This is a genomic window from Streptomyces cinnabarinus, assembly GCF_027270315.1.
Classification (GTDB): domain Bacteria; phylum Actinomycetota; class Actinomycetes; order Streptomycetales; family Streptomycetaceae; genus Streptomyces; species Streptomyces cinnabarinus.
Window position 1 is genome coordinate 3232951 of sequence record NZ_CP114413.1, and the last position, 13712, is coordinate 3246662.

A 13712-nucleotide genomic window follows, 5' to 3' on the forward strand; every position below is an offset into this window, starting at 1 on the left:
AGAATGGTCACGGATCGATTCGACATGGCATTGACTCCTTCGAATCGGTCGGGCCGTGTCCGCTTCCCTCGGGCACGGCCCCCGACGTCTCATGGACTACCGACCGTCGCCTCTTTGCCCCAACGAGCCACGGTCGCCCGCGAGATGCTCGTCAGCTCGGCGATACGGCGATACGGAACGCCAGCCTCGACCGCCTCGAGAATGAGCGGCCGCAGCACGGCGTCCAGACGCTCCAACTCGGCGGCGAGGCGCGCGCGTTCGGCCCCTGGCCCCAATAGCTGCTGCACAGCCTTTGCACGCGCATCCTCAGGAGTGGATGGATGGACCCTGCCAGTGGGCTGCACGTGTTGCTGGCGTACAGGTCTCTGCGCGGCCTTACGGGTCCGATTCCGCCGACTGGACATGACTCCATGTCGCCCAGCCGTCTCACCTGAGACAAGCAAAGCGACAAGAGACGAATATGCCAATGCGGGACATGCGCAAAGCAGCAGGTAAGACGGCACACGAGGTAGTGCGATCGGTACTCGCAGAGACACAAGCGAGCAGTGCGGTCAAACTTTCCCTACTCAATCAAGGCCCGCGCACGGCGCGGGCGCGCGCCGCCTCGACGGCGCGGCCTGCCTCTGTCTTCGCCCGGCTGGCCGCGCCAGGCGGCGCGCTGCGTGCATGCGGGCGAGGAGAGACTGCCCGACGCGCCGGAAGCTTACGGGACCATGATCACTCGCGCCAAAGCAGCTCCCGGCCAAAGTCGCTACGCCGACCTTGTGCCAAGCAGTGCATGCATGTGGAAGGCTCCGCCCATGCTTCGCTCTCGTGTCTGGTATGCGCTGTGCTCGATGGGCTGCGGGGCACTCACTCTCGTCAGCGGCATTATCGGCGGATACGCCATGAGTGCCGAGATTGGGTGGCTTGAGAAGTTGATGGTCATTCCGGCCGGTCTGGGACTCGGCGGGTTCGTGATCTTCCTTGTGCGAGCCGTGCTACCGAACAGGCTTCGCCGTTGGGCCTTCAAGCCCGTGCGGCCACAGCTGCAGCAACGTGGGCCCCACATCCCAAGATCGCTTTGGCGGTCCCAAGACTGACCGACCGATGAGGGCACTGGAGAGCCACCTACGCGAGGAAGGTCACACGTGCCCCCTGCGTGCCCGATCGAGCAGCAACCCACGGCGAACGACAGGGAACACCGGCAAGTGGTCCAAGAACGCCCAGGTCAGCATCGAGCCAGCTCAGGCCGCATCCACATACGCGATCTTCCAAACTGGCTACGCGGGTTCGATTCCCGTCGCCCGCTCCATACGAATCAGGGCCAGGTCAGAGGATCAATCCTCCGGCCTGGCCCTGATCGTTTTGTTTCACTGATCGCCGTCGGCTCCGACGTGGAACCTCGCCAGGGCAAAGATGATCAAGAGGTCGAGCGTCATCATGGGGATGGCCCACAGCGGGTAGTACGGAACGAACATGAACTGAGTGATCAGGCCGACCCCTGCCGCCGCCACACCGGCCCCGCGTGCCCAGCTCTTGTTGGCCACGATCCCTATGCCGGCGATGACGAGTGCCACTCCGACCACGATGTGAATCCAGCCCCAAGCTGTCAGGTCGAACCGATAGGCGTACCGGGACGCGTCGAACAGGGTGTCGTCCGCGATGCCGGACGCCCCCATGAGAATGCTGAGCGGCCCGCTGAGCATCAGCACGGCCCCGGCGAACAGGGACGCGCCGCTGAGCTGACCTTCGCTGGTGCCCGGCCCCCCGTACCCCCGCCGTGTCTCGCTCGGCATCGTCGCCATGGCCGCCACCTTCCTGTACAGCACGGTCACCGGCGCGCAACGCCGGCCACGCTCCACTGTCAGGATCTCCGCGATCGTTCGGCACCGCGACTGCAACCCGTCGGACGGCAGCGGGCTCGGCAGAGATCCGCGGGTTTCAGAACTGGATCGAGTTGATCGTCTCGGCTATCGAGTCGAGGAAGCGCTGGATGTCGTCGGCCATGCCCGTGGAGGCCAGGAAGAAGCCGAAGAGGACGGCGACGACGGCGGGGCCGGCCTTGAGGGAGCCGCCACGGATCAACACCACCAAGATGATCGCCAACAGCAGCACCACTGACAGCGAAATGGCCACAACTGATCACACCCTCGGTCGGTCCGCTCTCCCGGCCCGGGGGCGCCATCCCCGCGCACCCCCGCCAGAACCATCGTGCCACCAACAGGCCCGCCGTATGCGGCGGGTGGGGCAACGGTGGTCACAACTCCGGTCGGCGCGGGCGGATCCGCGCCGCGCGGGCGGCCATCGCATGCGCCCCGCACGGTAATTCGAATAGGCACTCGTACGAGGAATACAGCGTGATCGTTTCCATGTCCACGCAACGCGTTCGCAGGCATTTCGAATTGTCGTCACAGGAGCTGCCGAGGTGTCTCCAACTCCGGCCCACACGTAGCGTTATGTACCATTTAGCATGGATTAAGTGGTACAAGGTGGACACATCTCGGTTGACCCGAAAGCCAGTTCACCTTGAATAGGCAGCAATGGCGTCGCACGTTTTACTAATACGCACAGCCGCCGCTAGGGTGCCTCAGATGTTGCACGCTGCCTCGTCCTCCCCCACGACACAGCACGGCCACCACGGAGCACCGCTCCAGACACAGCACAGACCGACCGCGCCCGGCGGCACGCAGCGCGACGCATTCTTCGACAACGCCAAGTTCCTGGCGATCGTCCTGGTGGCCGTCGGCCACGCCTGGGAGCCCCTGAAGGGCGAGAGCCGCATCCTGGAGGGCCTGTACACGGTCGTGTACGCCTTCCACATGCCGGCGTTCATCATCATCTCCGGCTACTTCTCGCGCAGCTTCGACATGCGCCCCGACCGGCTGCAGCGGCTGATCACCGGCGTGGCCGTGCCGTACATCGTCTTCGAGACCGCCTATCCGCTCTTCAAGCGGGTCATCGACGACGATCCGGACATGACGGTCAGCCTGCTGGATCCCTGGTACCTCACCTGGTTCCTGGTCGCGCTGTTCGTCTGGCGGCTGACCACGCCCGTGTGGAAGCTGATCCGGTGGCCCCTGCCGGTCGCGCTCGGCATCGCCATGCTGGCGTCCGTCACCCCCGAGATCGGCGACGACCTGGACCTCCAGCGGGTGCTCCAGTTCCTGCCGTTCTTCGTGCTGGGCCTGAACATGAAGGCCGAGCACTTCCAGTGGGTGCGCCGCCGCTCGGTGCGGATCCTGTCCGTGCCGGTGTTCGCGCTGGCGCTGGCCGTCGGCTGGTGGTCCGTACCGCGCATGAACACGGGCTGGTTCTACCACCGGGACTCCGCGCAGGAGCTGGGCGCGCCGTGGTGGACCGGGCCCGTCATGGTGCTCGCGCTGTTCGGCTGCTCGCTGGTCCTCACCGCGTGCTTCTTCGCCTGGGTGCCGCGGCGGCACATGTGGTTCACCGCGCTCGGCGCGGGCACGCTGTACGGCTATCTGCTGCACGGGTTCGTGGTGAAGGCCGGGGACTACCAGGGCTGGTACGAGCACGCGTGGCTGCACGGGCTGTTCGGGGAGATCTTCGTCACCGTGGTCGCGGCGGCGGGGGTGACCCTGCTGTGCACCTCGCCGGTGCGGCGGGTGTTCCGGTGCGTGATGGAGCCCGAGATGAAGTGGGCGTTCAAGAAGGACGCGGCGAAGCTGGCCCGGGAGCGCGAGCAGTCACAGCGGCGCGAACGCCAGAAGGTCGACGCCTGACCGGTCACTCCAGACCGAGAAGTGCGCGCATCCTCGCGTACTTCTCGGTCAGCCGGGTGCGCGTCGCCTCGTCCAGCACCGCCAGCCGCGCCGGGTTCGCGTTGTGCGCCAGGTCCGCCTCCTTCACCAGGCGGGCGCCCGGTGTCGCCAGGATGCGGCCGGCGTAGTCCGCCGGCGGCTCCCCCGGCCGCTTGGTGAGGGCCAGGACGATGTTCCTGGTGCGGTCGCTCAGGGCGGCCTCGCGCAGCCAGTCCTCGGTCACGGCCTCGTCCTCGACGGCGTCGTGCAGCCAGGCCGCGGCGATCTGGTGCTCGTCGCCGCCGCGGGCGCGGACCCCGTCGGCGACCGCCTCGAGGTGCTCGGCGTAGGGGCGGCCGGCCTTGTCCGTCTGGCCCTCGTGGGCCGCGCGGGCGAGGGACTCGACCTCGGACAGGGTGAGCGTCATCCGTGGACGCCCGCCTGTGCCGTGACCGTGGGGCCCTCGCGGCAGATCAGCAGCAGGGCGCGGTCGTCGTTGACGTCCTTGGCCACCGCCTCGATGAGGTGCCACGCGGCGCCGTGGAAGCCGCCGGCGACATAGCGGTCGGCCTCGCCGGTGAGGCGGTCGATGCCCTCGACGATGTCCCGGTCCGAGGTCTCCACCAGACCGTCCGTGAAGAGCATCAGGACGTCGCCGGGGCGCAGGGAGCCCTTCACCGGGTCGAACTGGGCGCCGTCGTACACACCCAGCAGCGGGCCCTCGGCGGCCTTCTCCTCCCAGCGTCCGCTGCCCGCGCTGAGCTGGAGGCCCGGCGGGTGGCCCGCGGAGTAGAGCTCGTAGTCGCCGGAGTCCAGGTCCAGGACGAGGTGGATCGAAGTGGCGAAGCCCTCGTCCCAGTCCTGGCGCAGGAGGTAGCCGTTGGCGGCGGGGAGGAAGGCGTGCGGGGGCAGGCTGCCCAGCAGTCCGCCGAAGGCGCCCGACAGCAGCAGGGCCCGGGAGCCCGCGTCCATGCCCTTGCCGGAGACGTCCGTCAGGACGACCTCCAGGGTGCGGCCGCTGTTCGTGCGGGCCGCGACAACGAAGTCACCGGAGAACGACTGGCCGCCCGCCGGGCGCAGCGCCATCTCGCGGTGCCAGCCGTTCGGCAGCTGCGGCAGCTTGCTCTGCACCCGGATGCGTTCACGCAGGTCGAAGAGCATGGTGCCGCCGCGCCGCCAGGGTACGCCGACCCGGCTGCGGAACTGCGCGATCAGCAGTCCGACGAAACCGCAGGCCGCGACCACCAGGACCACGCCGGGCGTGACCCGGGCGGCGCCCTCGGTGTACGGGCCGAGCTGGACCGACTCCACGATGAGCGCGGTGGCGGCGGCCGCGTACAGGCCGAGCAGGCTGGCCGGGCGCAGCAGCAGTCCACCGGCCACGATCGGCAGGACCAGCGCGGAGGGTGAGCACCACACCGAGTTGGCCAGGGTGGTGGCCGCGATCAGCGGGACGGTGAGCAGCAGTCCCGCCAGCGCGATCCAGTCCGAGCCGTCGCCGCGGAAGTAGTCCACGGCGCTTCTGCGCAGGCCGACGCGGACCCGGTGCCACTGCATTCGCAACCGGGCCGCGAAGGTGTCGGCGGCCGCTCGCCGCTCTCGTCCTGCTGCCATTAGTTCGGGACCCTATCCATCGGACCAGCCGCTTGGCACGGGAGGTCCCACTTGTCCCCCGTCCGAGGCTCAACTTCACAGTGAACTTCACGAGAAGCCATCGCGCGGCCACCCGGCGGAAATTCCCTGGCTCGTCCCGCATTGCCCTGGTAGGCATGGTCCATGGGGACACAACTCACGACCGGTTCCGCGATCGAGCTGCGGGAGCTGCTGCCCGAGCACTGGGACACCTATTACGACGTTCTGCTGCGCGCCTTCGGCGGGCTGCCGGAGCCCGCCGAGGAACGTGAACTGTACCGGGGACTCACCCAGTTCGACCGCTCCTTCGCCGCCTGGGACGGTGATCTGTGCGTGGGCTCGGCGGGGGCGTTCCGGTTCGGGGTGACCGTGCCGGGCGGGGCCTCGGTGGCCGCGGCGGGCGTGACGATGGTCGGGGTCGCCGCCACCCACCGGCGGCGCGGCATCCTCACGTCGATGATGCGCAGGCAACTGGACGATGTGCGGTCCTGGGGCGAGCCGCTGGCGGTGCTGACGGCGTCCGAGCCTGCGATCTACGGCCGGTTCGGGTACGGCGTGGGGTCCTTCCAGCTCGCCGCGGAGATCGATACGAGCCGGGTGCGCCTGTCGGTGCCGGACGGGACGGATGACGTACGGCTGCGGTACGCGGAGCCCGCGGACGTCGTCGACGCGTGCGAGTCCGTGTACGCGGCGCTGGTGCCGGTTCGGCCGGGGATGCTCGCCCGGGTCCGGCCGGGGTGGGAACGGGTCGGGGTGCTCGATCCGGAGGACGGGCGGGACGGGGCGTCGCCGCTCCAGTGCGTCCTCGCCGAGCGGGACGGGGAGACCGTGGGGTACGCGCGGTACGCCGTCAAGCCGGAGTGGGAGGTCAGCGGGCACAACGGCGTCGTGCAGCTGCGGGAGCTGGCCGCGGTGGACGCCACCGCGCAGGCCGCGTTGTGGCGGTTCCTGTTCGACATCGACCTCACCACGACGCTGCGGGTGTACGGGCGGCCGATGGACGAGGCCTGGCAGTACCAGGTCTCCGACATCCGGCGGTGCCGGCCGCGGTTCCGGGACGGGCTGTATGTGCGGCTCGTCGATGTGGGGGCGGCGCTTCAGGCGCGGACGTACCAGACGCCGGTGGATGTGGTGCTGGACGTCGAGGATGCCTTCTGCCCCTGGAACAGCGGGCGTTGGCGGCTGTCGGGGGACGCCAAGGGGGCGTCCTGCGAGCGGACCACGGACGCCGCGGATCTCTCCCTGACCGTACGGGAGTTGGGGTCGGCGTATCTCGGGGCGGTGAGCCTGGCGTCGCTCGGGGCGGCGGGGCGGGTGCGCGAGGTGCGCCAGGGTGCGCTGGCCGAGGCCTCGGTGGGGTTCGGGTCAGTGGTGGCGCCCTGGATGCCGCACGGGTTCTAACAACGGCCTGATTCAGGAACTGCCCGAGGGCTTCTGGCAGTTCGGGCACCAGAAGAGATTGCGGGCGGCGAGATCGGCGGTGCGGATCTCGCCGCCACAGAGGTGGCAGGGCAGGTGGGCCCTGCGGTACACGTAGACCTCGCCGCCGTGGTCGTCCACGCGGGGCGGGCGGCCCATAGCCTCCGGGGTGTGTTCCGGGCGGACGGTGTCGATGCGGTTGTTGCGGACGCCCTCGCGCATGAGGTCCACGAGATCGGTCCAGAGCGCGTCCCACTGCGTGGGCGTGATGTCCTTGCCCGCGCGGTAGGGGTCGATGCCGTGGCGGAAGAGGACCTCGGCGCGGTAGACGTTGCCCACGCCCGCGATGATCTTCTGGTCCATCAGCAGGGCGGCGATCGTGGTGCGGCTGCGGGAGATCCGGCGGTACGCGCCCTTGGGGTCCGCGTCCTCCCGCAGCGGGTCCGGGCCGAGGCGGTCGTGTATGGACCGCTTCTCGGCCGGGGTGATCAGCGCGCAGGTGGTCGGGCCACGGAGATCGACGTAGCCCGTGCTGTTGGTGAGGCGCAGGCGGACCGTGTCGGTGGGCGGGGGCGCCGGGGTGGGGCCGAAGCCGACCTTGCCGAAGAGGCCGAGGTGGATGTGGATCCAGGACTCGGTGAAGCCGAGGAACAGGTGCTTGCCGTGGGCCTCGGTGGTGGTGAGGGTCGCGCCGGTGAGGAGGGCGGCGGCGTCGGAGAACTTGCCCTGGGGGCTGGTGACCCGGGGGGCCGTGCCGGCGAAGGCGGCGGCGTAGTCCTGGGCCAGCCGGTGAATCGTGTGCCCCTCGGGCACGGTGGCTCCTTCGGTCCGTGTTCCATCCGTACGCCGGCCCCCGCCCGGGGGGGGGCCGGCGTACGGTCCGCGCCTTGTCCCTACTGCTGCGGGTGGTGCGGGGGGATCGGGGGGAGGTCGCCGGTCGTCTCGTAGTCCGCCAGCATGTCGATGCGGCGGATGTGACGCTCGTCGCCCGAGAACGGGGTGGCCAGGAAGGTCTCGATGAACTTCGTGGCCTCGTCCTGCGTGTGCATCCGGCCGCCCACCGCCACCACGTTGGCGTTGTTGTGCTGCCGGCCCAGGGCCGCGGTCTCCTCGCTCCAGGCGAGGGCCGCACGCACGCCCTTGACCTTGTTCGCCGCGATCTGCTCGCCGTTGCCGGACCCGCCGATCACGATGCCGAGGGCGTCGGGGTCCGCGGCCGTGCGCTCGGCGGCGCGGAGGCAGAAGGGGGGGTAGTCGTCCTGGGCGTCGTAGATGTGCGGGCCGCAGTCGACGGGGTCATGGCCCGCCGCCTTGAGCCACTCGACGAGGTGGTTCTTGAGTTCGAAGCCCGCATGGTCGGAGCCGAGATACACGCGCATGCGATGAGTGTGACACGGACGTTCCCGGGCAGCCGCCCCGGGGGTTGGCTTCGAAAAATGTGAGCGATACCGCAGAACCTCAGGGAAACCTCAAGTAACGATCCGGATTCAAAGGTTCTCAGATTCCTTTGCCTCCGATTCACTGGACCAACTTGTTCGGCCCCCGTACTCCGCTCGTACGGGAAACTGCTCACCCGGCACAAAGGAATCCCCCCTATGACCTCCACCGGCGACCCCGGTAACGGCCTGCAGGCAGGGCTCAAGAACCGCCATCTGTCGATGATCGCCATCGGCGGTGTCATCGGCGCCGGACTCTTCGTCGGGTCCTCCTCCGGCATCGCCACCGCCGGCCCCGGCATCCTCCTGTCGTACGCGCTCGTCGGCACGCTCGTGGTGCTGGTGATGCGGATGCTCGGCGAGATGTCCGCCGCGAACCCCACGTCCGGCTCCTTCTCCGCCCACGCGGACCGCGCGCTCGGCAGCTGGGCCGGGTTCTCCATCGGCTGGCTGTACTGGTTCTTCTGGGTGGTCGTGCTCGCGGTCGAGGCGACCGCCGGCGCGGTGATCCTGGAGGGCTGGATCCCGGCCGTCCCGCAATGGGCCTGGGCGCTCATCGTGATGGTCGTGCTGACCGCCACCAACCTGGTCTCCGTCGGCTCCTACGGCGAGTTCGAGTTCTGGTTCGCCGGTATCAAGGTCGTCGCCATCGGCGCCTTCATCGTGGTCGGCGGGCTCGCCGTCTTCGGTCTGCTGCCGGGCGTCGACGCCGAGCAGGCGGGTCTGGCCAACCTCACCGAGCACAGCGGGTTCCTGCCCAACGGACCGGGCGCGATCCTCACCGGTGTGCTGCTCGTCGTCTTCTCCTTCATGGGCAGCGAGATCGCCACGCTGGCCGCCGGTGAGTCCGAGGACCCGCAGCGGGCCGTCACCAAGTCGACCAACAGCATCATCTGGCGTATCGGCGTCTTCTACCTGGGCTCGATCTTCGTGGTCGTCACCCTGCTGCCCTGGGACTCCAAGGCGATCGCCGAGGACGGCTCCTACGTCGCCGCGCTGGACTCCCTCGGAATCGCGCACGCCGGTCAGATCATGAACTTCATCGTGCTGACCTCGGTGCTGTCCTGTCTGAACTCCGGTCTGTACACCGCCTCCCGGATGGCCTTCTCGCTCGGCCAGCGCGGGGACGCGCCCAAGGCGTTCGCGAAGACCACGGGCCGGGGTGTGCCGGTCGTCGCGATCATGGCGTCGGTCGTGTTCGGCTTCGTCGCGGTGTTCTTCAACTACAAGTTCCCGGACTCCGTCTTCCTCTTCCTGGTCAACTCCTCCGGCGCCGTCGCGCTCTTCGTGTGGCTGGTGATCTGCTTCTCGCAGCTGCGCATGCGGAAGATCATCGAGCGGGAGTCGCCCGAGAAGCTGGTCGTGCGGATGTGGCTGTACCCGTACCTGACCTGGGCCGCGGCCGCACTGATCGTGTTCGTGCTCGGCTACATGCTGACCGACACCGAGCACGACGGCCGTAAGACGGTGCTGCTGTCGCTGCTGGTCGCGGCGGTCGTCCTGGCCATCGCCTTCATCAAGGACAAGGTGAAGGGCAAGGGCGGCCGGACGGGCGCCCCGGCCGTGAAGGTCCGGGTCGAGAGCGAGCTCGACGCGGACGAGGTCAACGTCGGCTGAGCTCTGCGGCCATAGCGCGGAAGGGGGTCCCTCGGGGCCCCCTTTCCCGTGTCTACAGGATGGTGAAGCTGTCCTTCACCTCTTCGTACGTCCGCAGCGCCTCGGTCTCGATGTCCGGCTGGTACCAGGTGTTGATCTGGTACGACTTCCCCTTCTCATTGAAGCCCAGCAGCCGGGCGTGCCAGGGGACGCCCTTGAGCGTGAAGGTGTACTCCCACTCGACCGCCGGATAGCCGCGGAACGTCGTCTCCTCCAGCCGGATCTTCCGGTACGCCTGCCCCTGGTGGGCGTTCTGCTCCGAGGTCTCCCAGGTCTCCATCAGGTCGCCGCGGGCGAGGGAGGACTTGGCGACCAGCTCCTGCTTACCGTCGGGCGAGGTGTAGTGCACCTCCGCGCCGGTCTTCACGTCCCGCCGCCAGCCCTCGGGGGTGACCCAGGCGAACCCCCCGGCCTCGGTGCGCGCTCCCGGCGGCAGGGACTGCGGGCGGGAGGTGCCCTCCACAGTGGGCGACGGGGAGTTCTGGGCGGCCGAGGACGCGGACGAGGGCGTCGAGCCGCCCGCCTTGTCGTCGTCCGGCGAGCCCGAGTTCAGCACCAGCACGACGGCCACGACCGCTCCGACGGTGACCAGGCCGACGGCGGCGAGAACTCCGGGACGGTGGCGGCGCGCGGGACGGGGGGTGGGGACCGCGGGGCCGGGGAGTTCGCCCGGGGACGTGGGGTGGGCGTCGGGGGTGGCGCTGGGGGTGGGCGTGGGAACGGGCGTGGGAGTGGCCGCTCGGGTGGGTGCCGGGCGGTGCTCCGTCTCGGCCTCGGCGTTCTGTACGGCTGCCGGTTTGGTCTCGGACGCCGCCCGCGCCCGGGTCTCCGTGTCCGTCTCCGTGCCCGTCTCCGTGCGGATGAGGGAGACGCCCGTGGTGGAGGAGGCGCCGGCCCGGGGATGAGGGGCGGGCGTCTCGGAACCGACCTCGGAACGGACCTCGGACCGCGCCTCGGAGGCGGCCTCGGTGGAGGCGTTGGGGGTACGAGGAATCGCGCGGCGCCCGAAGTCGCGGGTGGGACGGGGGTCTTCGGGAGGTTCCGCCCGGGGTGCCTCGGTGGGTGGGGTGTCGGCGGGCTCGGGGGGAGCGAGGTCCCTGGGGTCGGGTCCGGGGGTGGGCTGTTCGGACCGCGGTGGCTCCGCCGGGTCCGGCTCCGTCGTCCCGACCGAGGCCGCCGTCTGCGGCTCCCCGGTCCCTTCCGGGGCGGCCGCCTCCGGCCACTCCGGGCCGACGGAGGGCGCCGGTGCCGCCGTCTCCGGCTGCCCGGTGTCCCCCTGGGGCTCCCCCGGAGTACCCACCGTCACAGTGGGTGTGGGTGCGGGGAAGGCGATGGGGTGGAGGGCGTCCTCCAGGTCCGTGAGGCTCGGGCGGGTGTCCGGCTCCTTCTCCAGCAGGGCGGCCAGGACGGCGGTCAACGGGCCGGTACCGGGCGGGAGTTCCGGCTCCTCGTACAGGACCGCGTGCAAGGTCGCCAGCGTGGTGTCGCGGGAGAACGGGGACCGGCCGCCCAGGGCCGCGCACAGCGTGGCGCCCAGGGACCAGATGTCCGACGGCGGCCCCTGGGGGCGGCCGGAGATGCGCTCGGGGGCCATGTAGTCGGGGGAGCCGACCAGCATGCCCACCATGGTCAGGGCCTTGGCGTCCTGGATCGCCGCGATGCCGAAGTCCGTGAGGACCACGCGCCTCGCGCCCGTCTCCACCAGGACGTTGCCGGGCTTGATGTCCCGGTGCAGCACGCCCCGTTCGTGCACCTGGCGCAGCGCCGCCACCAGGCCCAGCCCGATGCGCGCGGCCTCCGAGGGGCTCAGCGGCCCGTCCTCCACGATGAGGCGTTCCAGGGAGCGGCCGGCCACCAACTCCATGACGATCCAGAGCCGTTCGCCCTCGTCCACCACGTCGTACACGCGCACCACGTTGGGGTGGTCGATGCGGGCGGTGGCGCGGGCCTCGCGCAGGGTGCGTTCACGGCGGGTGCGGGTGTCCTCGGCGTCGAGACCGTCTATCCGCATTTCCTTGATCGCCACCGGGCGGTCGAGTATTTCGTCGGCCGCTCGCCACACCCGCCCCATTCCGCCCTGGCCGATACTCTCGACCAGTCGATAGCGTCCGGTCACCAGGAGCCCTGGAACTCCGCCGCTCCTCGTGTTTCCCGTATTCCCCGGCAATCCGCTGCACCCCCTCAAAACCCTACTGCGCCTGTCCGTTTGAAACACGATGGTCACACTTCGCGCCACACCAGCATAGTGCGGAGAAATCTTGTGGTACCTCTTCAAGTACTGCGAATTCAGGCGCAGCCAAGGGGGACGAACATGAGTTCTCGTCGTAGGACGACCATCGCGGGATCGCTGGTTGCAGCATCTTTTTCGGCAGTGATGATCCTTCCGTTCACCGCCGCCGCGGATGACGAGGGACCTCAGAGCAGCAAGGGGGGAAAGGCCGTCGACGAGGCACCGGCGGGCGTGGAACTGACCACGACTCTGCCCGAGAAGATCTCGGTCGACAACGCGTCGCAGGAAACGGCGATCACCGCGACGGTGAAAAACGAAGGGACCGAGGAGAGCGGAGAGATCAGGCTTTTGGTCGTCGGATTCGACGGCCTGACGGTCAATAACGTTCAGGGCTGTTCAAAGATTGCCGAAGGCGATCTCCCGGAAGGTTCGAACAGCGGATTCGCCTGTGCGGTGGACAATCTCGCGGCCGGTGACTCGAAGTCGTACGACGTCGATGCGACGTACGACCTGAGCAAGACGGGCAAGATCTGCCTGCCCGTCCAGACCGCGTCGGGTGACAAGACGTACTGGCAGCAGGGCCCGGTGCCGTTCGGCACGACGAACCCCTCGCCGAACGCCCCCGCCACCCCGCTGCTGCTGGGCACCGACAACCAGCCGGTGGCGCCCGGCGGTGACGAACTGCCCAAGACCGGTGCCGAACGCGACGTCCTGCCGCTGGGCGCGGCCGGGGCGGCTCTGATCGCGGCGGGCGCGGCCGGACTGTGGTGGTCGCAGTTCCGGCGGCCGGTGCGGCAGGAGAGCTGAGACCGAAAGTCCATCGGCCGGATGACCTGACGGCACCTGTCAGGTCATCCGGCCGTACGACGCGGAGACACGGAAGAGGCTCGCCGGGCTGAGGTCTCAGGTCGACCCGGCGAGCCTCTTCCGGAGCGTCACTTCTTGAGCAGCTTCCAGGCGGTGGGCAGCAGACCCATCGCCAGGGCCGCCTTGACGGCGTCGCCGACGAGGAACGGCGTCAGGCCGGCCGCGATGGCGGCGGAGGCCGACATACCGGCCGCCAGGGCCAGGTACGGGACGCCGATCGCGTAGATGATCGCCTCGCCGAGCAGCATCGTGCCGGCCGTGCGCAGCATCGAGCGGTCGGCGCCGCGGCGGGCCAGGGCGCCGACGGCGGCGGAGGCGAGGAGCATGCCGAGGATGTAGCCGAAAGAGACGCTGAGGCCGTGGCTGCCGTTCGCGAACCACGGGACACCGGCGAGGCCCGCCAGCGCGTACAGGGCGAGCGCCGCGACACCGCGGCTCGCGCCGAGGGTGGTGCCGACGAGCAGCGCGGCGAAGGTCTGGCCGGTCACCGGGACCGGAGAGCCCGGCACCGGCACGGAGAGCTGAGCGGCCAGCCCGGTGAGCGCGGCACCGCCGACCACCAGCGCCAGGTCCCGGACACGGGAGGCGGGGAGCAGGTCGGCGAGGACCTGTCCGGTGCGGACGGGGGTGGCGACAGCGGCGGTGCTCATGGGGACTCCGCGGAGACGGGGGGAGGTGGGGACAGGGCGACGCTATCCCAGCGGCGGCGAGACGATCACCGTCAGTGGT

At 69.5% G+C, this 13712-nt stretch carries 12 protein-coding genes; 4 read left to right on the plus strand and 8 right to left on the minus strand.

Going from position 1 to position 13712, the window contains the following annotated elements; genetic code table 11:
• Nucleotides 1-1352 precede the first annotated feature (1352 nt).
• Nucleotides 1353-1787, minus strand: a complete 435-nt coding sequence (locus STRCI_RS14535; protein WP_269659353.1) for a DUF7144 family membrane protein — start codon at nucleotides 1785-1787, stop codon at nucleotides 1353-1355.
• A 136-nt stretch (nucleotides 1788-1923) separates the two neighbouring features.
• Nucleotides 1924-2118 (minus strand): hypothetical protein, encoded by a 195-nt coding sequence (locus STRCI_RS14540; protein WP_150949237.1) that lies wholly within the window; start codon nucleotides 2116-2118, stop codon nucleotides 1924-1926.
• 455 nt (nucleotides 2119-2573) lie between these two features.
• Here STRCI_RS14540 and STRCI_RS14545 point away from each other — a divergent pair, with 455 nt between their 5' ends.
• Complete coding sequence (locus tag STRCI_RS14545; RefSeq protein ID WP_269659354.1) at nucleotides 2574-3725, plus strand: acyltransferase family protein; 1152 nt, start codon at nucleotides 2574-2576, stop codon at nucleotides 3723-3725.
• A 4-nt stretch (nucleotides 3726-3729) separates the two neighbouring features.
• Here the strand turns inward: STRCI_RS14545 and STRCI_RS14550 are convergent, their stop codons facing one another.
• Both STRCI_RS14550 and STRCI_RS14555 read right to left on the minus strand, forming a co-directional pair.
• A complete protein-coding gene (locus tag STRCI_RS14550; RefSeq protein WP_269659355.1) occupies nucleotides 3730-4170 on the minus strand; it encodes an HD domain-containing protein in 441 nt (146 codons plus the stop codon).
• Nucleotides 4167-5357 carry a PP2C family protein-serine/threonine phosphatase gene (locus STRCI_RS14555; RefSeq protein ID WP_269659356.1) on the minus strand — a complete coding sequence of 397 codons (1191 nt, stop codon included), beginning with the start codon at nucleotides 5355-5357 and terminating at the stop codon, nucleotides 4167-4169. Before STRCI_RS14555 ends, STRCI_RS14550 begins: the two co-directional genes overlap by 4 nt.
• A gap of 162 nt (nucleotides 5358-5519) precedes the next feature.
• Here STRCI_RS14555 and STRCI_RS14560 point away from each other — a divergent pair, with 162 nt between their 5' ends.
• Nucleotides 5520-6776, plus strand: coding sequence for a GNAT family N-acetyltransferase (locus STRCI_RS14560; protein ID WP_269659357.1), 1257 nt, complete (start codon nucleotides 5520-5522; stop codon nucleotides 6774-6776).
• Between the two features lie 12 nt (nucleotides 6777-6788).
• Here the strand turns inward: STRCI_RS14560 and STRCI_RS14565 are convergent, their stop codons facing one another.
• Both STRCI_RS14565 and STRCI_RS14570 read right to left on the minus strand, forming a co-directional pair.
• Nucleotides 6789-7607, minus strand: a complete 819-nt coding sequence (locus STRCI_RS14565) for an Fpg/Nei family DNA glycosylase (RefSeq protein ID WP_269659358.1) — start codon at nucleotides 7605-7607, stop codon at nucleotides 6789-6791.
• Nucleotides 7608-7687: 80 nt separating this feature from the next.
• Nucleotides 7688-8173: a ribose-5-phosphate isomerase gene (locus STRCI_RS14570; protein WP_269659359.1), complete on the minus strand. Its 486-nt coding sequence runs from the start codon at nucleotides 8171-8173 to the stop codon at nucleotides 7688-7690.
• 216 nt (nucleotides 8174-8389) lie between these two features.
• Between STRCI_RS14570 and STRCI_RS14575 the strand changes: the two genes are divergently transcribed.
• The gene (locus tag STRCI_RS14575; protein WP_269659360.1) at nucleotides 8390-9847 is read left to right on the plus strand and encodes an amino acid permease; all 1458 of its coding nucleotides are present in this window, start codon (nucleotides 8390-8392) and stop codon (nucleotides 9845-9847) included.
• A gap of 52 nt (nucleotides 9848-9899) precedes the next feature.
• Here STRCI_RS14575 and STRCI_RS14580 read toward each other — a convergent pair whose 3' ends face one another.
• Nucleotides 9900-12002: a serine/threonine protein kinase gene (locus STRCI_RS14580; RefSeq protein WP_336298798.1), complete on the minus strand. Its 2103-nt coding sequence runs from the start codon at nucleotides 12000-12002 to the stop codon at nucleotides 9900-9902.
• 195 nt (nucleotides 12003-12197) lie between these two features.
• Between STRCI_RS14580 and STRCI_RS14585 the strand changes: the two genes are divergently transcribed.
• A complete protein-coding gene (locus STRCI_RS14585) occupies nucleotides 12198-12923 on the plus strand; it encodes an LPXTG cell wall anchor domain-containing protein (RefSeq protein WP_269659361.1) in 726 nt (241 codons plus the stop codon).
• Between the two features lie 128 nt (nucleotides 12924-13051).
• Here the strand turns inward: STRCI_RS14585 and STRCI_RS14590 are convergent, their stop codons facing one another.
• On the minus strand, nucleotides 13052-13633 hold the full coding sequence (locus tag STRCI_RS14590) for a biotin transporter BioY (protein WP_269659362.1): 582 nt from the start codon (nucleotides 13631-13633) through the stop codon (nucleotides 13052-13054).
• Nucleotides 13634-13712: the final 79 nt, after the last annotated feature.